The sequence below is a fragment of the Streptosporangium sp. CA-135522 genome, from assembly GCF_050949235.1.
GTDB lineage: Bacteria > Actinomycetota > Actinomycetes > Streptosporangiales > Streptosporangiaceae > Streptosporangium.
Genome location: NZ_CP192027.1, coordinates 300,972 through 325,039 on the forward strand (window position 1 = coordinate 300,972; position 24,068 = coordinate 325,039).

A 24,068-nucleotide genomic window follows, 5' to 3' on the forward strand; every position below is an offset into this window, starting at 1 on the left:
GCGCCCATGCCGGCCACGACGACCGCAAGCCTGCTGCCGACCCTCGCCACCCGACGAGCCGCAGCGCTGATCCTCGTTGCTCTCGCTCTCCCAGGATGCGACACCACCACCACTCCGGCTACATCCTCCGCCGCGGTAGGCGTCGTGATCGACACGGACTACGACCCTCCGCAGTCCACCCCGAAGCGGCAGTGCCGCAAGGTCAACGGCCGGAACGTCTGCAGCTGGAAGCTCGTGACCGAGCCCGCGGACTGGGACCTCACCATCCAATACGGCACGGCCGAGCCGCAGGAGATCGACGTCACGAAGGACGTCTTCGGCCGGTGCCCGAAAAACGCTTCGTATCCCACCTGCGCGACCGTGCGCCGGTAGCGACGTCACTTTCACCCGAGCCCTTCGGCCAACCCCAAGGCCGAAGGGCTCGCGCTATCTCACGCCTTCCCGTCTCTGGAGACCTATGTCGTCACTCGCCAACCCCTCCGACCTGACATTGGAGGCCCTCGTCGACGCGGCAGCAGCCGACGTCTTCCCCACCAGCGAGCAATGGGGCTGGGCGGAGGACGAGATTCAGCAGGCCATGAAACGGCACCCGTGGGCAGCCGACACGATCTGGCACAGCTTCGCACTACTGAGAGCCACCCAGCCGCTCATGCGCTACGAGCGGCCCTACCGTGCGCACTGCCGTGAACTCCTCGATCGAGTCGCTGCCAGCCTGGACACCCGTCCCGGCACCGCCGCAGAGATGTGCTGCGTAGCCAGCGCCATCAGCAAAATCACCCCGATGAACTCCTCCGGCTTCGGCACCTACATGCGAGCCCTAACCCAGGCGTTCCCCGATTTGGTTGCCGACTTGGACGTGACCAGCGACCGGCTGAGCCATCATGAGGCACTTAACGGCGAACGCATCGACGATCTGGAAGGCCAACTGCGTCGCAGGCTCACTGTCGACGACCGGACGCTTGGCACCATCGCGTGCCAGGGCCGGCATCACGGCGAGTCAGTTCTCTGCCGTTACGCGACCTCCGTCTCGACTTTCCCCTCACTGGTAACGGCACTGCCCTCAGCTGAGGACGCCATTGCCCTGCCGCCCGCGCCCGCCTGCGTGCCGCCGTCGGCCGATCCGCTGCCCACCCCCTCGTGGTCTTCACCGCTTGGCGCTTCGCCCGCAACAGAGGGCTGATGCCCGTGCTGATGAACGGTCATCTCTGGACGTCGTAACCTTCTGGGAGGCCACCGCTGAGTCGAGCGTCCGAGAATGCAGTCTTGAAAGTATCTGACCCCAGCCCAGAGGAGTATCAGTGAGCCCTCCGCACGCCCGAGCCTTCGATCTGCCTGGCTGGCCTTAGACCATGTCCTATATGGTGAGTTTGAGATGTCGCTTATGGCAGGTCATGGCTGCAGCGAGGGTGAGAAAGGCCAGGTAGGCGTAGGGGTGACGCTCGTAACGGGGTGACAGGCGCCGGTAGCCGAACAGCCAGGAGATAGTTCGTTCGATCACCCAGCGATGGCGGCCCAGTCGCTGGCTGGACTCGACGCCCTTGCGGGCGATACGCACTCCGATGCGCTTGCCGCGCAGCCATCGCCGCAGCTCAGGATGGTCATAGGCCTTGTCGGCGTGGAGCTTGCCGATCTTGCGATACCGGCCCTGCACAGGGCTGTGTCTCAATTGGAGGGCGAGCACCATCGGCTTCAACCAGCGGCTGTCGTGGACGTTGGCCGTGGACAGGCCGACGACCAGAGGCAGTCCGGCCGCGTCCGACAGGACGTGCAGCTTGGAACCGGGCTTACCCCGGTCCACGGGCGAAGGACCTGTGTGTTCGCCCCCTTTTTGGCGCGCACATGCGCCGAGTCGAGCACCACGCGCGACACATCCAGCAGGCCATCGCCGGCCAACTGGTCCAGGACGGCCTGGTGTAACCGCTCCCACACCCCGGCACACGACCAGATCAAAAACCGGCGATGCACAGTGGACTTGGAGGCTCCGAAACACGGCGGCAGCGCCCGCCAGGAGCATCCGCTGACCAGCACGTAGACGATCGCGGCGAACACCGCCTCATCAGCGACACCGACGATCCCGCCGCCCTGCGGGCGCACCCGAGGCGCCGGCAGCAACGGCCGTGCGATCTCCCACAACCCCGCCGGGACGATCCAGTCCCATTGCCCGCCGTCCATGGTGAGTTCAACGACTCACCCACCATGTAGGACACGCTGTTAGCCGCCGCGTGTCCGCGACATCCCCCACCACGAAGAGTCGTGGGGATGGGTCGTGATAGGCGAGGTGCCGAATTATTCGGGTGTCGCCATGGATGACCTCGGATACCTGTGGGCCGACGGCAACAGGTGTCCTCGCTTCATGCTTCCTCATGAGAATGACGCAAATCCCGGAGCCATTCTGTTCTGGACGCCGGATGGGCTGGGCGTCTGGATTCATTCCAAGTCGCTCCGCAACCTTTCCAGCATGAGCCGCCTGGACATGGATCGTGATCAGTGGCTGCCCATCGCTGTTGCGGCAGCTGAGTTGCCGGCCTTCGTCAGCAAGGCTGGGGCGTAGTGACGGTGACTTCCCGAGGCTCTGAGGCCGCCGCCGATGAGAACGAGAAACGCGGCCTGCGGTAGCGGTCCGGCAGCTCCCACCACGGAGCATCCATCACGGAGGGTCGGTTGCGTCGGCACCCGGCCAAGGGGTGTGCAACGGTGGCCGATGAGACTTGGCTGCGGGGCCGTGGGGCCGACATCCCGAGCGCATAATCACTGACAATAACCGGGTGCGCGATACACCTCCTGAATGTCAACTTTAGTTGACATTCAGGAGGTGTATTTTATGGTCGAAATGTCCGTTTCTTGTAGCAAGTTAGTGGATAAACCGGAGTTAACAAGCGAATCCTGAGGCATGCTGGTTAAATCCGACGAATGAGCCCGATCAGGCGTGACCGGGATGAGGGTGGCGGAGAGGGAAAAGGGGAGACATCAGGGGTGGTGGGACGGCGGGGACGAGCACGGCAACCACGTGACAAGCGGGTCGGTCCGCTGCTGTTCGATGAGCCCGAGTTCGCTGCCTTAGTACTTGCCGCAGAGCGCGAAGGGCTCAGTGTCGGAGCGTTCATCGCGGATACGGCCGTGGCAGCGGCCCGCCAGCAATTGCATCCCATCCCGCTGAACTACCGCGAGCAGATGACGGAGTTCGTGCGAGCACGAGTGGTCCTCAACCAGCTCGGCAACGCTCTCACCGAGCTGGCGCGGTCTGAGCAGCCGGACGCGCCTGCGCTAAAGGCCGTGGCGCAGCGGATCGACCGGACGATCCAGCGGATAGAAGACGTGGCCGATGCATTCGATGTGCCGGGACCAGCCTGGTGATCGCCAAGGTGCTATACGGCAAACAGACCGTGGGCCTACTGAACTACCTGTACGGGCCTGGTGCACACGAAGAACACGTCAATCCGCACCTGGTGGCCAGCTGGGACGGGCGGGAACCGGACCCTGCCCGCGCCCCGTCCGGCTCACCGCAGCGTGAGGACGCACTGTGGCGGCTGGCGCGCAAACTGGACCGGCCATTGGGCGGATACCCTGGCACCATCTCTCACCACGTCTGGCATCTTCCGGTGCGATGCGCACCAGGGGATGGCACGCTGACCGACGCTCAATGGAACCGGATCGCACGACGTTTGGTGGCCGCGGCCGGGATCGCTCCGTTCGGCGACGACTATGGGTGCCGGTGGGTGGCAGTGCGCCACGCCGACGACCACATTCACATCGTGGCCACGCTGGCACGTCAAGACGGCCGCCGTCTCCCAGATCTGCGTGGTGACTGGTTTCGGCTGCGGAACGAATGCCGTGCGATCGAAGAAGAACATGGACTACAGGTGACTGCGGCCATCGATCGCAGCGCCGCCTGCCGGCCGACGCGCGGCGAGCAGGACAAGGCTCACCGCATCTTCACCCCGCAGACGCCCGCACCGCTCGCCCCGACCGCCCGCGAGCATCTTGCGGTCATGGTGCGCCAGGTTGCGCTGACGGCCATCAGCGAGGCCGACTTCTTCGTCCGTCTACAGCAGGGTGAGCTGAACGTCTACAAGCGGACGCTGCCATCGGGACAACTGGTGGGTTATGCGGTGAACTACCCCGGTGACCTCGCCCGCGACGGTAAGCCGGTGTGGTTTTCCGGCTCCCGGCTGGCACCGGATCTATCACTGCCACGGGTTCGGCAACGCTGGGCCGACGCGGATGAGCCGAAGCCTGCGATGAGCCCCCGGGCAGCAGCCGTAGCGACGCGCCAGGGGATGCGGCCGACCCAGCCGCAACTGCGTGCGATGGCCTGGCAGCATGCCGCAGGTGCGATATCGCGGGCCCGCGAGGTACTCGATGCTGCCGGGGATGAGCATGGCGCGGCCGTGACCGCTGCCCTGGCCGACCTGCTGACGGCCGCCGCCAGTCAGGCCCCGAAGGAGATCCGTCGGGAACTGGTTATTGCTGCGCGTGCCTTCGAGCGTTGCGGCCGGGTGCCGTGGCGCGCCCAGCACGAGGCATCGCGGCGGATGCGTGGTGCGGCCCGGGTACTCATCGATGCCGGGCAGGCGCTGGCTTCTGGTGATGAGGCAGCAGCCGTGCTGGCCACGGTTGTCGTCATGGTGGCTGCGGCGCGCGCGGTCGCGGCACGCTACCGCCTCCAGAAGATGCATGCCCATGCTCAAGCGGCACGGCTGGCGGCGGCCCATCTGCAAGACGCCGGCGAGCGCCTAGGGGCGCGGCCACGCGCTCACGCCGACCACCGGGCGGCGGCCCGCAGCGACCTGCATGCGGCACTGCGGCGGGCGGTGACCGGCCAGGCCGACCCAGAGGCGATCCTGGTCGATCCCGCGTGGCCGGTGCTGGCCGGGCTGATGGCGCGCGTCGAGTACGGCGGGGCGGACTCGGGCGCTGTCCTGCGCGCGGTGACCATGCAGCGACGGCTGCGCACGGATCCGTCGAGCCCGTCGCGCAGCGAGACACAGGTCTTGGCATGGCGGTTGCAGAACTGGCTCACCGACCGGGAGTCGACCCCGCAATCCGAGCACGAGCGCACGACGATTCACCCTGCGACGATTCACCCTGCGACGATTCACCCTGCGAGGAATCACCCGCCGACCGGGTTGGTGCTGCGGTCCAATGATCCCCCGGTGCTCCAGCGAGCGGTGCGGGAAGTGGTGGCCGCTCAGGCCTGTACGTCGAGCATGTTGCAGCGCCGTTTGGGTGTCGATCGCGTCGAAGCCGCGCGACTGATGCAGGTGTTGCGTGAGCGTGGCGTGCTCGGCGGTGATGGCGGGCTGCCGCGCGTTCTGCTGCGGCCAGCTGATGTGTCGCGTCTTCAGGCGGCGGAGGGGCGCATGGACGCGGTGCTGGTCCAGCGGGCAGCTAAACATGTGATCGCGGCGCAGTGCTGCACTCCTGAGATTCTCCAGCGGAACTTGGAAGTGAGCGCATCCGATGCACATGTTCTGATGGGCGCATTGGAGCGGCAGGGGGTGATCGGTCCCGGCGATGTTCGTCGGCGTGAGGTTCTCATCACGCCCGCGGGTCGTGCCGCCACACTGGCACCGCCTTCGGGTGCGGATGACATGCGGAGACCGATGCGGCCGCAGAAGAACGTCCTCGGTGGTGTCGGGGCGGGGGAGGACCTGTTTTTCCGACGGGCGGTCACCGCGGTAGTGCAGGTGCAGGAATGCTCGGTACCGATGCTGGGCAAGGCATTGTGGGTCACCGAGGCCAAGGCCTTCGAGCTGATCGGCCAGCTGCAGGAACGCGGGGTCGTCGGTGCGCGAGAAGCCGGTGGGCGGTATCCCGTTTTGATCTCAAGAGAAGATTTGGCGCGATTCGAGCAGGTCGTGACACCGTCACGGCACGACGCGGCCCGGCTGGCATCGCCGACATCGTCGACGCCGCCGGCACAACCGAAGACTCTCCCGCCGGTCTCGCCTCCGGGGCCGGGACGGCACCCGCGCCGGCGTCGATGACACCAGCGATGACTCTCCATCAAGTAGGAAATCTACTTTGTAAAGGCGTCGGGGCCGTACGGCTTCGTTTCTTAACAACAGAATGGATCTTCGCCGCCATCTGAAGAGCCAAGGTGCGTCCGGGAGTCCCGCCGGCTTCGGCGACGTCACATCACGGCACCTTTCTTTCTAAGGTGGTAACAATCAGTCAAAGCGGTCGTAAGATTGCCTGCGGTCGTGATCACAAGCGTCGCCGTACACCGGCCGGCGAGGAAACAGTGGGCCAAGGCGCAGACGGGCGGGCACGTGACTTCCGCCTCGACGCCCCGGCGACATGAGAGGCACCGTGACGAGCAGCGTTGATGATCGTGCGATCGGATTGCGGATCAAGACAAGACGGGAGCAGCAGGGGCTGACCCAGGGGGAGCTGGCGCACCCGGAGCTGTCGGACAGTTACCTCTCCCTGCTGGAGGCGGGCAAGCGCCGTGCCTCCCCCGCGACGCTGGAACTGCTCGCCGTCAAGCTCGACTGCTCACTGCTGGAGCTCACTCAAGGGATCGCGCCCGAGCAGGTGCGGGAGGTCGAATCCGCTCTGGCCGCCGCGCGGCTGATGCTGGAGGAGGGCAAGGCCTCCGCGGCCCGGAGCGGCTACGCCCAGGTGCTGGAGAACTCGGTCCTGGTCGCTCTGCCCGCCCAGCACCGGGCCGCCGAATTCGGGTTTGCTCTGGCCGCCGAGGCTGAGGGGGATCTGGAGGCTGCGATCGTCACCTTGGTCCGGATGGTGCCGTCGGCCCCCTGGGGGCAGTTGGGCGAGCGTGACGTCGACGCCGCGGTGGCGCTGGCCCGTTGCTACATGCAAAACGGTGACTCCCGCCAGGCCGTACAGCTGGCTGAGAGCATCGTGGACGGGCCTGAGCCGCCACTGTGGAGCGAGCGGTTCATCGCGCTCGGAGCCATGTTGCTGACGGTCTATGTCGGCCGGGGAGATCTGCTGCGGGCCCGGCAGTGGGCCGGCGAGCTGCACCGAACCGCGGCTGAGGTGGGTACGCCGCAGGCGATGATGACGGCCTGCTGGGCTCAGGCGGTCGTCGCGGTTGAAGCCGGCCGTGACGACGAGGCGGTGGCCATGGTCGACCGGGCGCTGGGACTGTGCCCGGAAGGGGCTGAGGTGCCGGTGCGGGCCCGCGCCGTCTTGACTCACGCCGAGGTGTTGCTGGCCGTGCGGCCGTCACGAGCGGAGCAGTGCCGTACCCAGCTGCTGATCATGCAGGAGGAGCTGCGCTGGTTCGACGCTCCGGTCGAGCAGGCTGAGCTCACGTACCTGTTGGCCCACGCCGAGCTGTTGTGCGGCCGGCCGGAGGAGGCGGCAGAGCAGCTGCGCACCGTCTCAGCCCGGATCGAGGTTTTGCCGCGACCCCTGCAGTTGCGCCATCATCTGTTGGCCGGGCAGGTGCTGGCCGCGCTGGACCGGCCGCAGGAGGCCGGGCTCGCGGTCGAGAAGGCGCGGGAGCGGTTGCTGGGCGAGCCTGCCAGTCGGCACAGCGCTCACGGCTGGACGGTTGTCGCTCAGGTGCTGGAGCGGATGGGTCGTCAGTCTGACAGCGCTGATGCCTATCGGCGGGCGTTGAGCTGTGCGAGGCTTGTGTAGGCATGATCGCCGGGAGAATCCGGGACGAACGCCTTCACCGTCTGGCGCGATCAGAAAAGCACTGTTCCAGCTGCTGCCTACGAGTAGGTGGGTCATCTGTGCTGTGTTGCCATGCCTCGGCCGCGCCCGGGTCATCCATCCCGGGGCGCGGAGGGCTGGCAGATTCCCCGGCCGAGACGCCACGGAGACGTCTCGGCCGGGGGATGACGGTGGGGATCTGCCAGCGGGTGGTCGGCGACGCCGGCCACGAGATGAAAGGTCGTTGGGGCCGGGCCTGCGTCGAGGTCGGCGTCACCGGGTCTAGGCGAGCGTGGCGATGACCAGATTCAGACCAGCCAGCGGCTTGATCCGCTTCGGCAGGAGCCCGGCGCGGAGCAGCAGACCGGAGTACTCCTCGACGGTGCGTTCACGCCCGTGCGGGAAGAGGCTCATCATCCGCAGATCCAGAGCGGTGCCGGCGTCGGGTCCGTGCCCGTTGGCCAGCAGCTTGTCGACGCACCACAGCTGGGTGGTCCAGCCGGTGGCGACCATGGCGGCGCGCACCTCGGCGAGGAGCTGTAGCGCCTGCTCATCGCCCCAGTTGTGCAGGACGCTGCACAGGGTGTAGACCGCCGGGCCTGGGGGGGCTTTCACGGTCGGCACCTCGGTGAAGAAGTCCCCTTCGGTGACGGTGCAGCGGTCGTTCAGGCCGAGCTGCGTCATGCGATCCCGGGCCCGTGCGGCGGTCTGCGGGCCGTCGACCAGGACGCCGCTCAGGTGGGGGTGTGCGCGCAGGAGTTCAGCCAGGATGGTGCCGGTCCCGCCGCCCACGTCCACGATCGTTCGCACGCCGGCCAGCTCTTCCTCATCGGCGAGGTCCACCGCGATGGGATAGGAGCGGGCGGCCATGAACGCCTCGAAGTCGGTGGCTTCGCTCGGGTAGTTGGCCAGGTAGCCATACAGCGAGTCCTCATCGCCGGGCAGGACCGGCCGGCCCGTGTAGACGATCTCGGCCAGGCGTGGGACCGCGTTCAGCCAGGCCGGTTTGCCGGCGGTGAGCACGGCGGGGCGCATGGAGTCGGGAATGTCGGAGCGCAGGGTCGCGCCGATCTCGGTCAGGGTGAACGCGCCGGGTTGTGTGTCGGCGCGCACGATGTGCGCGGTGGTCAGGTCCCGCAGGATTCGGTACAGCAGGTCGGGGCGGACGTCGCACTGCTCCGCCAGGTCTTCTGCTGTCAGGGTGCGGTTTTGGGCGGCGTGCAGCAGGTCGGCCAGACGCAAATGCGCGAAGGTGTACAGGGCGCCGAAGTGCAAAACGGCGTCGAGCATGCTCTGGACGGTAGCGCGGCGGCGGGGGACCAAGAATTCGCTGCTGCCCGGCAGGGATTTGCGCGTCCGTTTAGGTAGGCCGGCGTCGGTCATCTCAGTCACGAATGTCCTCCGGTGGTGGTCGGGGTCAGCGCGGGCGCCAGGAGGGGGCGCACGTCGAACTTCTTCGTCAGGTAGCCGTGCTCGAGCATCGCGTTGGCGACGCGTTGAATGCGGTCCGCGTCCAGGCTGGTGGGGAAGGTGCCCAGGGTGATGATCCCCGCGGTCTGCGGAGGGATCTTCGTGTAGGTCGGGATGACTTGCGTGACCGCGTTACGGTCGTCGGCGGCGTCGTGCTGCGCGCGGATGATCGCCCGCTGGAACGCCGCGACGAGGCGAGGGTTCTTGGCCGCCCACGTCGCGGAAACGGCCCACCCGGCAATGGGGAAGTCCTCCATCGGGCCGTCCTTGATCATGTCCTGAAGTCGCTCCAGGCCGTGATCGGCTTCGCCTTGCGTGATGAACGGCTCGGTCAGCCAGGCGGCGGCGATGATCCCCTTCTGGAGGGCGGCGACCATCTCGGGAAGCCGGAACTCGACAAGGTCGACGTCGCTCTCCTTCAGGCCGTGAACACCGAGCGCGGAGGCGACTGTCAGCGATCCGATGCTCTTGCGGGTCGCGACCCCGACCTTGAGGCCCTTGAGGTCTGCCATGGACTTGATGGGGGAGTCCTTGCGTACCATGAGCACGAAGCATCCGGGCGCGGCCTGGTAGTTGTCGGCGATGACGAGCAGTTTTTGCCCTGAGGCCGCGGCTTGGATCACCGTGACGTAGTTGGCCTGGATCACCTGGAGGCTTCCGCCCAGGAGTGCGGGCAGGGCCGGTCCGGCGCCCTGGATGGGTTCGATCGTGACGTTCAGGCCCTCGGCGCGAAAGTAGCCGTTTTGGCGTGCGATGTAGGCGGGGGCTGCGTCTGGGACTTCCAGTGCGCCGACGGTGATCGGGGTCAGCGGGTGTCCGGTGGTGGCCGAGGGGTGGTCAAGGAGGCCGCACCCCACCATTGAAATAACACAGAGCGATAATAATGATGCGGAAAGTAATCGTTTCATGGAATGCTCCAGTGCATCGTGACGGCTCAAGGAAACTGGTCAGTCGGTCAATAAGGGGCCATCGGCTGGGCTGTGCCCGCACCCACCCTGCGAAGTCCCGGCCATGTGCGGTTGGACGGGCGCGACGGTTGTCACCGTCGCGCTCAGCTCATCACGGAGTTCACCGCGGTTGCCTGGTGGAGACCGACTCCAGCCGGGCCATTTCGGTCCTGCTCAGCTGCGCGGAGATCCGGCGCGCGGCGCTTTGCTCATCGGCCACCTCGGCATAGGTCAGGACCTCGTCATCCGGGCGATCTTTGCGGGCACTCGCGCGGCCGGTCGACCAGTAATACACGTGAACGTTCCGGTCGGTCCGTACGATCAGCCCGTTGACCGTGAGGATCGGTCCGCCGTCGGTGTGGATGATCTTCGGGGTGAGAAGGTAGCCCTGCAGCGCTCTGCGCAGCTTCTTCAAGGCGGTGAGGCTCGGTGGCAGGGGCCTGACCGCTATCAACCGCTCGAAGGCGGCTGTGCCGGGCGGGATCATGCGCCGCTCCTGGTGAACGCGACGCCGCCGAGGAGTACCGGCGGGTAGCCGCGATCCAGCGTGTCGTTCACCGGCCAGTCCCGCACGGCTACCACGCCAGGCGCAAGCGGCTTCAGCCTGGAAAGCAGAGCGCGGATCTGCGTACCCGAGCGCGGGTAGATCGGCATGCCGTACGCCTTGACCGCCACGGCGACCGTTTCGGCGCTGAGCTTGTCGGTCGTGGCGTGGGAGAAGACCAGAGCGCTGCCGGGGGCCAGCGCGGCGAGGTAGGAGCCGAGCACGCCGGGCAGGACATCGTCCGGCCAAAAGTGCGTGAGCGCGCCCATGACGAGCGCGACCGGTCGGCTGAAGTCGATCAGCTCTGTGACCTCAGCCGCGGCCATGATCTGCGCAGGACGCAGGGCGTCGCCGTGGACCACCGCCGTTCCTGCGTGGTTGAGCCGGGCCCGCCAGTGCACGACGACCATGGGATCGTGATCGACGTAGACGATCCGGGCGTGCGGTGCGTGCTCATGGGCGACGTCGTGCAGGTTCATCTCTGCGTCGGGCAGGCCGGCGCCCAGGTCGAGCACCTGGGTGATGCCGTGGTCTCGGGTGAGCGTGGCCACGGCTTCACGCAAGAAGACGCAGTTGGCGCGGACCGCATGCCCAATCCCAGGGATGACGGCGCGGACCGCTTCGACGATTTTCCGATCTGTCGCGAACAGGTCTTTCCCATCTGCGAGACCGGCGTAGACACGGGACGTGGCGGGCCGGCTCACATCCAGGTGCGGTAGCTCGCTCATCGATACCTTCAGGTGCTGGAGGGGCAAGGGTCTGGGGATCCACGAGATCTGCCGGTGCGGCCGCACCGGCGCATCGTTCTTGGAGTCCCGAGGGCGCTGGGGCAAAACCGGTAACCGCTCGTACCCGAAGGAAAAGCGGTCGCGGGGCCGCAGCGCCTGTTGCCAATGAAACCGGTGATGAGCGCGATGGGTAATGGCCAAAACATGGCCATTTGCGATTGGCCGGGGGCCAGAAACCTGCTGACCAGGGATAAAGCGGGCGGTCGAGGTTTTACGGCTCGCCGGGAAGGCCGTTTAAAGCCTCGAAGATTTCCGCGAGGGAAGGGTGATCGTCTTTGAAGTCGGCCAGGAGGTCGAATATCGCGGCAGCATGAACGGCCAGCTCCGCGGGAAGCCCCGCGCTACGCAGTTCCTCGGCCGCGTCGCGCAGTTCGCCGCCCCATCGCCAGCTTCGGCTGGCCACGCTGGAGAATCGATCAGGGTCTGAGGCGGGGTGATGCCACCGCGTCGCCTCGGCGGCCAAGGTCGCCGACAGCCCATGCTGGGCGGCCAGGGCATGCCCAAGGAGGGCCAACGCCCGGCTGGCCTTCTGCGTGATGCTCTGAGCCAGCTTCAGCGCCGATGCCTGCCCGACGTCCTCGCCCAGCACGCTCACCTCGAGCTCGGGAGCCGACGCGAATAACGCCGCGGTGGCGTCAGCAGCAGGAGTGGGCCCGGACAGATACAGGCGGGTGGGCTGGGGCAGAGTCGGCGATGGGGGCGGCCCGGTGATGCTGGCGTCGAGGAGTTGCCCGCCTGCGGCATGGACGCGGTCGGCGATGGCGCGCAGCATCGTGGGCCGGATCGCGTTGGCCTCGATCAGCAGCCCACGAAACCCGGCCGCCAGGAGGTGGTCGGCCACCTGCCAGGCGGCGGCGGGGGCGACGACGGACACGGCGATGTCGGCTTCTGCGGCCAGTTGCCGCATCGGTACCGAGGTCAGGCCCGCCTCACGCGCTCGGCGCCGCGTCGCTTCCGAGCGCCCGTCCACGCAGCACAGCAGCCGGTGCCCGGAGGCGGCGAGCACCTGGGCCAATGCCGTGCCCATCGCGCCCGGGTGCAGCACCGCGACCGTCTGGGGCATGCTCACCCCTCCAGCGGCAGCGGCGCGACGTCGCCGGGTAGCGCTGGCGGGCTGATCGCGTTGGCTGCGGAGATCCGGGAGAGCACCCGTGTGGCCAGGCGGCTGTTGCCGTGGCTCTCCTGGAGTTGGCCGGCGAAGCGGTCCATGCGGCGCACGACGCTTTCCACATACCGCATACCGCATCTGGAGGGTTTCGACGACGGCTTTGATCTCCTGCTCAGCGCCTTCGGGGTGTCCCTGTTCCCATCGGGCGGCGGCCAGGTCCAGGCGGGCGTGGCACAGCTCGCCGGTCCGTTGCCGGTCAACGGGGTCTTGCAGGTACAGGCGAACCGACTCCTGCGCGGCCGTCTCCGCATCGGCCAGCCGGTCCGCCCGCTCGAGCAGCAGGTAGGTGTTGGCTCGCCAGTACAGTTCTTTGGCGGACGGGAAATCGATCATGCCGCCGGGGTCGTCGAGCGGGTCATCAGTGTGGACGACCTGATCACGTGCCTGTTGCACGCGGGCCAGCGCGTGATGGGCCTCGCGCTCTCGTCCCGCCATGGCGAGCGCTCTGGCGTATATCGCGGTGGTGCGCACCGATGCCGTCCCGGCGTTTACCGGCCAGCCCAGCACCGGCTCGGCGATCGCTATCGCCTCATCCGGGCGGCCGTCCCAGAAGGCGATCAGGGACTGCAGCCCGTGGGTCCAGACTTGGACGCCGCGGTGATCGCACAGGTCTCCGAAATGCAGCGCCGTGCGTGCATGGACCATGGCGGGCTCGGCGGCGCCCAGGTCGAAGGAGGCGTTGGCCAAGATCGCGCAGCTCCATGCGGTGACCAGATACAGATCCCGCGTATAGGCCGGGCGGCGTGACTGCTCGGCCAGCGCGTAAGCGCGATCACGCAGTTGCCTGGCCGCCAGGAGGGAGTCTCCGGGCGGGCTGTAGGGGTAGACGGCGGCCAGTCGACGCAGCTCATCGACTATCTCTGTCATGGTGAAGCTTCCAAAAGGGGTTTTATCCACTTGCTCACCCAGCCGAGCCGATTCTCTCGCTGACAGAGCCACCATAGCCGCCACATCTGCGGGAAGAACACGTGGGGCTGAATTGGTCATATCCGGCCTGGCTTTGGATATGGCTGCGGCTCTTGCCAAATCCACCATGGGTATGCCCAGGAGGTTAGACAGGAAGCGTCGCCAGTAATGGCCGGCGACGCGGTGCTCTCGTTCCCACCGTGAGACTTGGTCTTGCGTCGCACCGACATTGCCAGACAACGCGCGTAACCGTTCGGCGAGGTCTTCCTGGCTCCAGCCGCGTTCCTGCCGGCGTCGAGCGATCAGGCTTCCAAAGGGTTCACGGCCTGAGCGGGCAAGCTGACCGGATGCCACTGAGCGGGCGCTGGAAGGGGTTTTGTCCACAGCTGGGTCTTTCTGTGGGGGTGAAAGCCTGCAACCATCATGATCTAGTTGATCACAGAATTCACGGATACGGCCACCGAACGCTTGATCATTTCGGACGGATTAGAACGCCATTCTATATGGCCAATCCATGGCCAATGCGAGGAAACGCTTGACCATGATGCCCGATCAGGCATGCAATGCCCGTGTCGTTATCGCTACATGCGATCGAGAGGCATTCTCGATATGGCACAAGGGTCACAGACTGACGTGGTGCTCAGCGTTATCGCGCAGCGCCTGCACGGACTCGCCAACGAGGGAAGGCCTACCGCCGGAGCGCAGCACCATCCCGCCCTGGGGGATGCGGCCGGCCATAGCGCACCCCCGCTACCTGGACGCGGTCGAATGGTGAGCCGAAGGGTATGCCCCGTGCGCATCATGACAGGTAGGACGCCTGGTGCGCATGCTCGACGGCCGCGAAAACCTCGGCAAACTGGTGTGGGCATACTGTCGAAGGCACTATGGAGTGTGAAGAAGGTCGCCATGTGGACCGCAGTTAAGCGCGACGACGGCGCCCTTCTGGTGCCTGTGCACATCACCACCCCCGACGGCTGGCACGCCGACGGTGCCATCGCCCTGGCTCCGGGCGCCCCCGACTACAGCACCCACGCCGCGAACGCCATCACGCCCACCGAACTGGTAGGCAACCCCCACGAAGACGCGGACCTACTCGCCCGCTGGGAAGCACGCGCCGTCCAGACAGAACGCCGCAGCGCATAACCTCATCACGAGGCCACAGCGACGTTTCCGATAGCGCACCGAAGATCTCAGAAGGCGACGCCGGACGACGAGGCAGACCCGCCGGCACGGCGAAGATCTCGCCGTCGAGCCGGCGAAGGCGCGCCTTAAGCTGATCGACCGTGAATGAGCCCACCCTTGAGACCGTCCGCGACTATCTCCTGACGAAAGCCAACGATGCCCTCCGGCGGCCCGGCATGTACGGAGGCGAGACCTCCATTCACCTCTACCTCGACGCGGTGGCCTTCGCCCACGGCGCCGCTCAGACATGGACTGCCGACGTAGAAGACCTCCACCAACGCGGCGGCTCGAACGGCCTCGGGGTCACCGGCGCACTGGCACAGATTCTCGGACGCGGCACCGATGACGCCGTGGCCTCCGTCTACGCCGACCTGGCCCACCGCCGTAACTGGCTGCGCCTGTACCGCCTTCTGTCCGCCACGGACTACGACGAGATGCGCGAGCGCATCGACCTCCTCTGCCGCACCGACATCACATGGAGCCAGATCCGCGAGCGGTTCGGCGAGCCGTCCGTCCTGTTCGGCGGCACCAACCCCCGCTTTCCAAAGACGTTGGGTTATGCCAGCGAGCGCCCGCAGGACCCGCTCATCTGCTTGCACCTATGGAACGATCATTTCCACTTGTGGAGCGACCAGGAGGCCCCTGAGGAGCCGGTACTGCTGGCCGTGCGGCGAACCGACACCGCCGCTGCCTTCCGCGACGGCTTCACGCTCACCCCCGCCGGCCACCTCCACACGGCCACCCGGCCGGCCCCCGACACGGTCGACGATCAAAGCAGCGACAACAGCGGCCCGTGACCAAAGATCCGGCCGCCCGGCACATCCGCATTTCTCGAGCTCCTCACAACGGCGCCCACATGTAACCGTACGCTCACCCCACTTAGGGGAGGCACCTGACAGCGCGGCTGCGTAATCAAGGCCGGGACTCCTTCGCCGGATCAGTAATTGTCGCCCTTGACGGCTAAGGTCGCCACACACAGGTAACGATCATGACAAGGGGCGCAATGGCCGAGCTGATCCGCAGCATCGACGATGAGATACCGATCTCCTATGGACGCTTCGGCCTCATAGACGGATCCGGTCTCGGCAAAGAGGCCGAGCCGGAAGCCGCAGTCGGTGCGCTGCTGGCCGAGCCCGGCCAGATCGCCCTGGGCCAGATCGGCGTGGCAAGCCAGTCCCCGGCGCGGACGGCCCACCTGCGGATGGAGGCCTGGGACGCCGAACCCGCCGCACCTGGCGAGCCTTGGACTGAGGCCGGGCAGATCACCTACCTGAGCCCAGGCGGCACCGTGCAGCTCTGGAACCTCGACATCGGTCCCTCCGAACAGAGGCTGCTGCTGGGCCCGCCGTTCTTCGCCTACGGCCTTCGCGCCTATGCCGGACCCGTCCGCACCCAGCCGGCCGACTACGACAAGACCGTGACCGAAACCGTCGAGGAGGCATGGCTACTGAGGTTTTGGCCGCTGGCCGATGCCGCCGGCCCGGCTCTGCGCACGCAATCAGAGGCGGACGGGTACACGGCGGCCAAGATGCGCGAGATCCTTCCGCTCGAGCCCGGCTCCGTTCCACCACAGGTGGGGGAGTGGCCCGCCCTACACCCGCTGTCTACCCCCGAGCCCGCGCCCGCGGTAATGCTCCTAACCTCCTTCCCATACGCGGACCGTTCACCGAGCCACCGGACCGCGCGCCGCAGGCTCACCCCCGCCCAGATGCTGGGCGACCTGCGCATCGATATGCTCGGCAACCTCCCCGCAGGCATAGAGTCCTGGCCACACTCGGAAGTCGAGCGATACGCCACGCGGCTGCGTGTGAGCATGCGCATCGGCAAGGAGTTGAACCCACACGGCGCATCCACCTTGCGGTTGGAGGCCTCCAGCGTGCGTACCGGCCTGATCGGACCCGACCCCGGGTTCAGCGGCCGCGCCTGGGTATGGGCCAACGACGAGAACGCGCATGCCGCCGTCCTGTCGGTCGACCGACAGCGCGTCGCCCGTGACCGCATCCGCCAGAACACACTGCTCACCGGGATCGTCACCATCCTGCGCAACGAAAACGGTTTCGTCGAAGTCCGCGCAGCGACCGAGGCGGAGGCCGCCCGGGTGATCACCGTCGAGCAGACGCGGGGCTGAAGGCACTTCTCGAGCTCCTTGATCCAGGCTGAAAACACGACCCGCAGTGAATCGGCTAGCTCGGCATCGTCCTGCGGTGGGAGGTCTCATCCGACTTGATCTATTTGCCTGAGCTTGTAGCGCCAGGCACGAACTCCGGAAAAACGCGGTCCCATCCGGCTGACCCCCACCCGGATGGGCGGGCCCTGCCGCCGCGTGGGTTTACGAGGCCACCGGCTTGAGGAAGCCGTCGAGGACTACCATGCCCTTGCCGTACGTGGCGTCGACCTGGCGCTGCAGCTCCGGTGTGACCACCCAGACCCCGATCTGGACGCGGCCCGCCCGCTCGTCCGCCGCGGCGCAATACACACCTTTGATCTCCTGCTGAGCTCTTTCCTGGAGCGCTCGCAGCTCAGCTACGGTGCGCTGGGCGGGGCTCAGGCACAGCGCACCGTAGCTGACCTCGCGAATCAAGGGTTCGTGGGCGGCCGCGTCGCCGGTGAATCGCAGGTTCAGCACGAGCCGCTTCGGGTCGTTGGCGTGCCGTTCCACCGATCGAGGGTCGTCAGCGTCGAAGTCGTCGATCTCTTCGAGGTAGCTCTGGTCCAGCCAGCTGCCTGCATACCCAGGAAGCTCCTGAGCCCTGGTGATGGCGGCCGCCATCGTCTCCTGGGTGCTCTTGCCCTGGTCGACCGGACGCCAGCCGCCCGCGGGCTTTGGGCACGGGGTGGTGAGGTCAGGTCGGGCACGCGGGGCATCACGGCGCTCGGCGGGGTGCGGAGGTTCCGTCAGGGTGAGCCGTGCACCGTCCCAGGTACCGACCACGTGGTATTCACCCCAGCGCACGCCGCCCCGAGCGGAATGCTCGACCGTGTTCCAGTCCCACCCGATGACGTCGGGTCCGCCACACTGGGGTGGTAGGGAGGCGGCGACGATAGCGCAGAGCTGAGGGCCGTGTTTCGCGTCGGCGAGTACGGTCCCGTCGGCCTGATACCGCGTCGCGGGAGTGGTCGCCGCTGGTGCCGTCCCGCAGGCGGTGAGCGTCACGAGCACGGCCACGAACCAGATGCCTCTCATGCTCCTCCAGACGGGCCGAAGTGCCCAGGGGTTCACGATGCCTCTGCCAAGAGGCGGCCCCGGCGAGCACTGACGCCTTCTTCGCGCTCAGCACTTCGTGAATGAGATCCGTGAGAGTCAATCAGGTGCGCTGAGATGCGCTGAGAACTGACAGCTGACTGTTCCGCCTCATGCAAAGTAGCCACGCAAGGAGCCCTTTAACCAGACAGAATTGAATTACTGTCCGGTATATTTTCTAAATTCGACTCGCGGCACCTAATGTGCTGGCGCACGTATCGTGCCTTTCGAGGCCGAGCACCACTTTACAGCAAGCTTGCTCCCGGAAACCAACGCCATGCCCGCCTGGTCGGCTCCGAAAGTGAGCTGAGGACGCTCTATGGCAAGTGGACCAAAAACGGGGAGACGTTACCCGGATATGGGCCAAAGGTTCCGGAGCGGTCCAAGCTGGCAGATGGCACGGTGATCCAATGGCGCACGGCGTCGAAATCTGTAGGCGCTACGATCGATATCGTTCTCCCCAATGGCAGGCAACTTAAGGTGCATATCAAGGATGGATGAAAAAGTCCGCACTCTAATGGCAGAGGTCCTGGATGAAGGTTTAGATGACTGGATAACTCTAGGTCACATTCTCTATCGGGCATCAACCATGATCGGGGCAGAGACGAGCAACGCAAGAAGTGCGGCGCTAGCTGCCGTAAAGATTCTTCTTACTGAGAATCTCGCCGTTGCCGGAAATATCGGAGACTCTGGATTTGAAGCCTGGGACTTGAATGTAGAACAGGCCCTTGACCGGATCCTGCTGGAATGCGAGAGCCGCAATTGGGTGCTCGGCTTAACGGATGTGTGGATAGCCACCACCGAAAAAGGCGACGACTTGGCGCGGTCAATGAAAGTTGAAGGCGAAATCGTGCTTGATCAACTGGTTGATCAGTAAAAACCGCTTCGGTGACTGTGGCACAGGAGTGTCATCGACGACATCGCCCTGTGATCGACAGCATCTGTTAAGGCGGACAGATGCGAAAACCTTCGGCGTATCTGCGGCGCAGAACTACGGCTCCGCAGATACGCCGAAGCCGCCTGGTACGAGACGGTAAGACGCGTACGGGAGAGTTCGGCGCGGTTGCAATCGGCCGAGCGGTGCCGGTCGTGATCGGTAGCGTCGCCTCAGCCGCCATCGAAGCGCGCCGTTGACGCGTGGGCCGCGCTGAATGATCGTCAGCACGTGTACATGCGGGTGACCTACACCCAGGACCAAAACGCCGAGTGGGTTCTGGAAGGGCGTCTGGTTGCGGGGCGAGCAGGCACACCCTCCGCTACCTCCTGCGCGCCACCGGCCGCGCCACCCCGTTCGGCCTGTTCGCCGGCGTCGCCCCGGTACGGCTCGGCGCCACCGCCGCCCTGGAGTGGGGAAGCCGTCACCGCGCCACCGCCCGCCCGGACGCCGCCTGGCTCACCATGCTCATCACCCACCTGGAAGCCCGCCCCGACCTGCGGCCCCACCTGCACGTGGTGGCCACCACGCTCGCGCATCAGCGCGGCGACCGGCTCGTCATCCCGTGCCGCCTGCAGCCCGGCCACACCACACCGGCCGACACGACGATCCGCAACACCCCGGCAGTCCAGAGGGTGATGCGGGCCGCCCGAGCGCCCATCACGATCGCCGAGCTGACGCGGTCACTCGCCCAGGAGCTGCCCGGCCACCCCGCGGCCGACGTCGAGACGATGCTGGCCACCCTGGTCGAGCACGGCGTCCTCATCAGCAGCCTGCACCCGCCGATGACCATCACCGACCCGCTCACCCACCTCATCGGCCACCTAGCCGACCTCGGCCCCGCCGCCCCCGTGGACGTGCTGGGCCAGCTCCAGACAATCCGGGACGAGCTGGTCCAGCACACCCACGCAGGCTCACCCGAGGAGCGGCGCGCCCTGCGCACCTCGGCGACCAAACGGATGGCCGACCTGCACAGCCCGGCGATGTTGGCCGTTGATCTGCGGCTCGACTGCCGGACGGTACTGCCTGCCACCGTGGCCTGCGAGGCGGAGGCCGCCGCCACCGCCCTGATCCGGCTGGCCCCGCACCCGTACGGCACCCCGTCCTGGCAGGCCTGGCACACCGCGTTCCTGGCCCGGTGGGGGATCGGCGCCGTCGTCCCGCTCGCCGACGTCGTCAACGCCGACACCGGGCTCGGCTACCCCGCCGGCTACCGCAACGCCCACGCCACCGCCCCCGCGCAGCCGCTCACCAACCGCGACCGGGTGTTGCTGCGGCTCGCCCAGCAGGCCGCATTCGACGGCGGCGACGTGGTGCTCGACGAGAAGCTCCTGGACGAGCTGGCCGCGGGCGTCGACGAGCAGCGGCCACCGCACCCGGTGCCACACACCGAGCTGCGCTTCGCCGTGCACGCCCCCAGCATCGACGCCATCACCCGCGGCGACTTCACGCTCGTCGTCGTCTCCGCCGCTCGGCAGGCCGGAACCACCGCAGGCCGATTCCTGCACCTGCTTGCGCCCGCCGACCGTGACCGCATGATCCACGGGTTGGCCGGATTGCCCACCTTCAACCCCGGCGCCGTGCTCGCCCAGGTCTCCTGCCCGCCGCTGTCGCCGCGCGCGGCCAACCTCACCCGCAGCCCCGCCATCGCGCTTGCGATCTCGCTCGGGGAACACCAGCCCCCCGACGCGGAGCACCTGCCGGTGGAGGATCTGGCGGTCAGCGGCGACGCCCACCGTCTGTTCCTGCTGTCGCTGTCCCGAGGGGAGATCGTGGAGCCGCTGGCCGTCAACGCGCTCGACTTCCGCCGGGCCACCCACCCCCTCGCCCGGTTCCTATGCGAGATCGCCACCGCCCGAGCCGCTTCCTGCGTCCCGTTCTTGTGGGGCGCAGGAAGCGGCTTGCCGTTCCTGCCGCGCGTCCGCTACGGCCGTACCGTCCTGCACCCGGCTACTTGGAACCTTTCCGCCACCGACCTGCCCGCCCCCACCACCGGATGGCCAGCGTGGGAGCAGGCGTGGACGACCCTGCGCGGCTGGCACCGCATCCCCCGCCTGGTGTTTCTCGGCGACCGCGACGTCCGCCTACGCCTGGACCTGGACGAGCTCGCCCACCTGGCCGTGCTCCGCTCCCACCTGGACCGCGACCAGGCCGCCACCCTGGCTGAGGCGCCCGATCGTGAGGCGTACGGCTGGGCGGGAGGTCGCGCCCACGAGATCGTCCTCCCGCTCGTCGCACAGCTCCCGCCCCCCGACTGTCCCGTCGTGCTCACCGCCGTGGCCGGTGCCCTGCGGCCGATCCACCACCCCGGGCACCCGCCCGGCGCATCCGCGTGGCTTTACGCTCGCCTGCACGCCCACCCCGACCTCCAAAGCGAGATCCTCACCGGCCATCTCCCTGGCCTGCTCACCGCCTGGCAAGAAGGCCCCACCGACGGCTGGTGGTTCCTGCGACATCACACCCCCGACCACCACCTGCGACTCCGGCTCCCGCTCCACGACCCGGGCCGGTACGGCGACGCCGCCCACCGCGTCGGAGCCTGGGCCGATCAGCTACGGGAGCGCGGGCTACTGCGCCGCCTGGTGCTCGACACCTACTACCCCGAGCCCGGCCGCTACGGCACGGGCGCCGCCCTCTCAGCCGCGGAGACCGTCTTCGCCGCCGACTCCGCCGCCGCTCTCGCCCAACTCGCCGTCCTCGCCCCCGGCCACCCCAGTTTGGTTGCCATCACCGCGGCGAGCATCCTCAACCTGGCCGCCGCCTTCACCGGCAGCCCGGAGGCCGGGACGGCCTGGCTCACCACGCGCGTCCACCGCCACCCCGCCCCACCCATCGACCGCGCCCTCCACGACGAGACGATGCGCCTGGCCAACCCGGACGGGGACTGGGCCGCACTCCAAGCGCTGCCCGGCGGCGACCAGATCATCCACACCTGGCAGGACCGCCAGCAGACGCTGGCCTCCTACCGCGCCCACCTGGCCACTCAGCGGCCGACCCCGGACGCGGTTCTGGCCGCCCTGCTGCACCTGCATCACGCCCGCATGGCCGGGCTCGACCCCGGCAGCGAACGGCTGTGCTTGCGGTTGGCCCGTGCCGCCGCCCTCGCCTGCCGGCACCGGATGAAGGGATAGACCGCCATCAACATCACCCCGAACGTCCCCGACCTGGTCACACATCTCAACGACCCCAGCCAGACGCCGGACCCGGACGGGCACCCCCAGTCGCTGTCCCGGGGCGCCACCGGCATCGCCCTGCTGCACATCGAACGCGCCGCTGCGGGGCTCAGTAGTTGGGACGCCGCCCACACCTGGCTCACCACCGCCACCAGTGGCCCTCTCACCATGGGCCCACAAGCCAACCTGCTGTTCGGCGCGCCCGCCCTCGCCTACGCCCTGCACGGCGCCACCGGCCCCGGCCGGTACACCCGCGCCCTGGATGCGATGGACGCCCAGGTCGCCCGCCTGACCCGGCAACGCCTGGAACAAGCCCACGCCCGCATCGACCGCGGCGACCGCCCGACCCTCGGCGAGTTCGACCTGTTCAAGGGTATGACCGGGTTCGGCGCCCACCTGCTGCGCCGCCACCCCGGCGGCGAGCTGCTCACCTATGTACTCGACTACCTCGTCCGGCTCAGCGAGCCTGTCGGCCGTGACGGGTTGCCCGGCTGGTGGACCGACGAGGCCCCTACCGGGCGTCGGGCGACCGGCGCCCGGGGCGGACACGGCAACCTCAGCATGGCGCACGGCATCTCCGGTCCCCTGGCCCTGCTGTCCCTGGCCGCCATCCGGGGGATCATCGTGGACGGCCAGCTCGGCGCGATCCGCCGCACCTGCGACTGGACCGACACCTGGCGGCAAGTCCACCCCTCCGGCCCGTGGTGGCCCGAAATCGTCACCCTCGCCGAGACTCACACCGGACAGACCCGGCAGAGCGAACCGGCCCGACCGTCTTGGTGCTACGGCACCCCGGGGCACGCGCGCGCACAGCAGCTCGCCGGGATCGCGCTCGGCGACATCGACCGAAAGCGCCTGGCCGAGCACGCGCTACACGGCTGCCTGGTCGACCCCGGCCAACTCGCCAAGATCACCGAGCCGGGCCTGTGTCACGGGTGGGCGGGCCTGCTCCACACCTCTCGCCGTATCGCGGCCACGGCGAACAACCCCGCCCTGACCCGCCGCGTGAACGCCCTCACCAACGAGGCCGCCCCGCTGCCGCCCGTGCTGGAGCCCGGCTTCCTGAACGGGATGGCCGGGCTGGCGCTGGCGCTGATCAACCTGCCCAGCGGGCAAGCCACCACAGGCTGGGACACCTGCCTCCTGCTCACCCCACCCGACGAGAGGCGACCGTGATGGACCGGCAACCCTCCGCTTGGCCGCAAATCTCCGTGACGTTCGCTCACCGGCACACCGCCGAGCAGGACGCCCTCACCCACCTCGCGCCCGCCCTGAAGCGCCTCGACGCGGCCGGCCTCGTGACCTCGTAGTCCTTCATCCGCAAGCAGGCCTGGCGCATCCGGTATCTGCCGGCTGACGACGACCGCGCCAGCCGAGCGCGCACGCTCCTGCACGAGGCCGTCACCCCTCTACGACAGGCACGTCAGGTCTCGCGCTGCACGGAGACGATCTACGAACCCGAGACCGAAGCGTTCGGCGGTGACCAGGGAATGGCCGCCGCCCACGACCTGTTCCACGGCGACAGCCGCCATATCTTCACCCACCTTGCCTACCTCGACGCAGGCCCGGTCCGGCGGCGGGAGCTGTCGGTTCTGCTGTGTACGGCGCTTATGCGGACGGCCGGGCTGGACTGGTTCGAGCGGGGAGACGTCTGGGCGAAGGTCGTCGCGCTGCGCCCGGCCAAGCAGGATGCCCTCGCCGAGCAGTGGGAGCCCTTCCAGGCTGCCGTCGAACGCCTCCTGGTCAGTGACATCAGCCTCGGCGGCGACCTGCGCTCGGGGCCGATCGCCTTCGCCGCCGGCTGGGTATCCGGCTTCGAGGCGGCAGGGCGGAGGCTGCGGGCCCTGGCCGAGGAGGGGCTGCTGGCCCGAGGACTTCGCGCGGTGATCGCCCATCATGTGATCTTCCACTGGAACCGGGTCGGCCTGCCTGCCCTCGTGCAGGCGAACCTTGCGCTGGCCGCGCAGAAGGTCGTGTTCGACTCCCCGGGGCTTACCCGGACTGGGGAGTGAGCACGAGGTCAATCCGCCGAAGGTGAGGGTCCCGCTCATGCGGCCCGGCTGGGTCAGCATGTCACCTTCGC

The 24,068-nt window shown here is 67.6% G+C and carries 20 protein-coding genes; 13 read left to right on the forward strand and 7 right to left on the reverse strand.

Features of this window, described 5'->3' with window-relative positions; genetic code table 11:
• Nucleotides 1-6 precede the first annotated feature (6 nt).
• Both ACQPYK_RS49810 and ACQPYK_RS49815 read left to right on the forward strand, forming a co-directional pair.
• Nucleotides 7-372: a hypothetical protein gene (locus tag ACQPYK_RS49810; protein WP_433259307.1), complete on the forward strand. Its 366-nt coding sequence runs from the start codon at nucleotides 7-9 to the stop codon at nucleotides 370-372.
• An 85-nt stretch (nucleotides 373-457) separates the two neighbouring features.
• The gene (locus ACQPYK_RS49815) at nucleotides 458-1,180 is read left to right on the forward strand and encodes a hypothetical protein (protein WP_433259309.1); all 723 of its coding nucleotides are present in this window, start codon (nucleotides 458-460) and stop codon (nucleotides 1,178-1,180) included.
• Between the two features lie 174 nt (nucleotides 1,181-1,354).
• Here ACQPYK_RS49815 and ACQPYK_RS49820 read toward each other — a convergent pair.
• Nucleotides 1,355-2,172 (reverse strand): IS5 family transposase gene (locus ACQPYK_RS49820; protein ID WP_433259311.1). Its coding sequence is split into 2 segments (ribosomal slippage): nucleotides 1,355-1,830 and nucleotides 1,830-2,172, totalling 819 coding nucleotides; the frame shifts between segments, so codons are not numbered across the junction.
• Between the two features lie 94 nt (nucleotides 2,173-2,266).
• Between ACQPYK_RS49820 and ACQPYK_RS49825 the strand changes: the two genes are divergently transcribed.
• The 4 genes from ACQPYK_RS49825 (at nucleotide 2,267) to ACQPYK_RS49840 (ending at nucleotide 7,614) form a co-directional block, all read left to right on the forward strand.
• A complete protein-coding gene (locus ACQPYK_RS49825) occupies nucleotides 2,267-2,551 on the forward strand; it encodes a hypothetical protein (RefSeq protein WP_433259313.1) in 285 nt (94 codons plus the stop codon).
• 359 nt (nucleotides 2,552-2,910) lie between these two features.
• On the forward strand, nucleotides 2,911-3,354 hold the full coding sequence (locus tag ACQPYK_RS49830) for a hypothetical protein (protein WP_433259314.1): 444 nt from the start codon (nucleotides 2,911-2,913) through the stop codon (nucleotides 3,352-3,354).
• On the forward strand, nucleotides 3,351-5,987 hold the full coding sequence (locus tag ACQPYK_RS49835; protein WP_433259316.1) for a relaxase/mobilization nuclease domain-containing protein: 2,637 nt from the start codon (nucleotides 3,351-3,353) through the stop codon (nucleotides 5,985-5,987). The genes ACQPYK_RS49830 and ACQPYK_RS49835 overlap by 4 nt, the downstream gene beginning before the upstream one ends.
• A 325-nt stretch (nucleotides 5,988-6,312) precedes the next feature.
• Nucleotides 6,313-7,614 (forward strand): helix-turn-helix domain-containing protein, encoded by a 1,302-nt coding sequence (locus ACQPYK_RS49840; protein WP_433259317.1) that lies wholly within the window; start codon nucleotides 6,313-6,315, stop codon nucleotides 7,612-7,614.
• A gap of 300 nt (nucleotides 7,615-7,914) precedes the next feature.
• On the opposite strand, the gene ACQPYK_RS49845 is transcribed toward ACQPYK_RS49840, so the two are convergent.
• From ACQPYK_RS49845 to ACQPYK_RS49865, 5 genes are all read right to left on the reverse strand, one after another.
• Complete coding sequence (locus tag ACQPYK_RS49845) at nucleotides 7,915-8,922, reverse strand: methyltransferase (RefSeq protein WP_433259318.1); 1,008 nt, start codon at nucleotides 8,920-8,922, stop codon at nucleotides 7,915-7,917.
• 98 nt (nucleotides 8,923-9,020) lie between these two features.
• Nucleotides 9,021-9,962 carry an ABC transporter substrate-binding protein gene (locus ACQPYK_RS49850; protein ID WP_433259319.1) on the reverse strand — a complete coding sequence of 314 codons (942 nt, stop codon included), beginning with the start codon at nucleotides 9,960-9,962 and terminating at the stop codon, nucleotides 9,021-9,023.
• Nucleotides 9,963-10,170: 208 nt separating this feature from the next.
• The gene (locus tag ACQPYK_RS49855) at nucleotides 10,171-10,536 is read right to left on the reverse strand and encodes a hypothetical protein (RefSeq protein WP_433259321.1); all 366 of its coding nucleotides are present in this window, start codon (nucleotides 10,534-10,536) and stop codon (nucleotides 10,171-10,173) included.
• Nucleotides 10,533-11,321 (reverse strand): SAM-dependent methyltransferase, encoded by a 789-nt coding sequence (locus ACQPYK_RS49860; RefSeq protein ID WP_433259322.1) that lies wholly within the window; start codon nucleotides 11,319-11,321, stop codon nucleotides 10,533-10,535. The genes ACQPYK_RS49855 and ACQPYK_RS49860 overlap by 4 nt, the downstream gene beginning before the upstream one ends.
• A 271-nt stretch (nucleotides 11,322-11,592) precedes the next feature.
• Nucleotides 11,593-13,416 (reverse strand): NAD(P)-binding domain-containing protein, encoded by a 1,824-nt coding sequence (locus ACQPYK_RS49865; protein WP_433259324.1) that lies wholly within the window; start codon nucleotides 13,414-13,416, stop codon nucleotides 11,593-11,595.
• Nucleotides 13,417-14,361: 945 nt separating this feature from the next.
• Between ACQPYK_RS49865 and ACQPYK_RS49870 the strand changes: the two genes are divergently transcribed.
• The 3 genes from ACQPYK_RS49870 to ACQPYK_RS49880 all read left to right on the forward strand — a co-directional run bounded on the left by ACQPYK_RS49870 (nucleotide 14,362) and on the right by ACQPYK_RS49880 (nucleotide 16,765).
• Complete coding sequence (locus tag ACQPYK_RS49870) at nucleotides 14,362-14,598, forward strand: hypothetical protein (protein ID WP_433259325.1); 237 nt, start codon at nucleotides 14,362-14,364, stop codon at nucleotides 14,596-14,598.
• A gap of 140 nt (nucleotides 14,599-14,738) precedes the next feature.
• Nucleotides 14,739-15,434, forward strand: coding sequence for a hypothetical protein (locus ACQPYK_RS49875; RefSeq protein ID WP_433259326.1), 696 nt, complete (start codon nucleotides 14,739-14,741; stop codon nucleotides 15,432-15,434).
• A 206-nt stretch (nucleotides 15,435-15,640) separates the two neighbouring features.
• On the forward strand, nucleotides 15,641-16,765 hold the full coding sequence (locus tag ACQPYK_RS49880; protein WP_433259327.1) for a hypothetical protein: 1,125 nt from the start codon (nucleotides 15,641-15,643) through the stop codon (nucleotides 16,763-16,765).
• Nucleotides 16,766-16,966: 201 nt separating this feature from the next.
• Here the strand turns inward: ACQPYK_RS49880 and ACQPYK_RS49885 are convergent, their stop codons facing one another.
• Entirely contained in the window at nucleotides 16,967-17,821 is an 855-nt protein-coding gene (locus ACQPYK_RS49885) for a hypothetical protein (RefSeq protein WP_433259328.1), read from the reverse strand.
• A gap of 550 nt (nucleotides 17,822-18,371) precedes the next feature.
• Between ACQPYK_RS49885 and ACQPYK_RS49890 the strand changes: the two genes are divergently transcribed.
• The 4 genes from ACQPYK_RS49890 to ACQPYK_RS49905 all read left to right on the forward strand — a co-directional run bounded on the left by ACQPYK_RS49890 (nucleotide 18,372) and on the right by ACQPYK_RS49905 (nucleotide 23,997).
• Nucleotides 18,372-18,755: a hypothetical protein gene (locus ACQPYK_RS49890; protein ID WP_433259330.1), complete on the forward strand. Its 384-nt coding sequence runs from the start codon at nucleotides 18,372-18,374 to the stop codon at nucleotides 18,753-18,755.
• Between the two features lie 329 nt (nucleotides 18,756-19,084).
• Nucleotides 19,085-21,943, forward strand: coding sequence for a lantibiotic dehydratase (locus tag ACQPYK_RS49895; protein ID WP_433259331.1), 2,859 nt, complete (start codon nucleotides 19,085-19,087; stop codon nucleotides 21,941-21,943).
• A 33-nt stretch (nucleotides 21,944-21,976) separates the two neighbouring features.
• Nucleotides 21,977-23,161: a lanthionine synthetase C family protein gene (locus ACQPYK_RS49900; RefSeq protein WP_433259801.1), complete on the forward strand. Its 1,185-nt coding sequence runs from the start codon at nucleotides 21,977-21,979 to the stop codon at nucleotides 23,159-23,161.
• Between the two features lie 140 nt (nucleotides 23,162-23,301).
• On the forward strand, nucleotides 23,302-23,997 hold the full coding sequence (locus ACQPYK_RS49905; protein ID WP_433259802.1) for a thiopeptide-type bacteriocin biosynthesis protein: 696 nt from the start codon (nucleotides 23,302-23,304) through the stop codon (nucleotides 23,995-23,997).
• Nucleotides 23,998-24,068 lie beyond the last annotated feature (71 nt).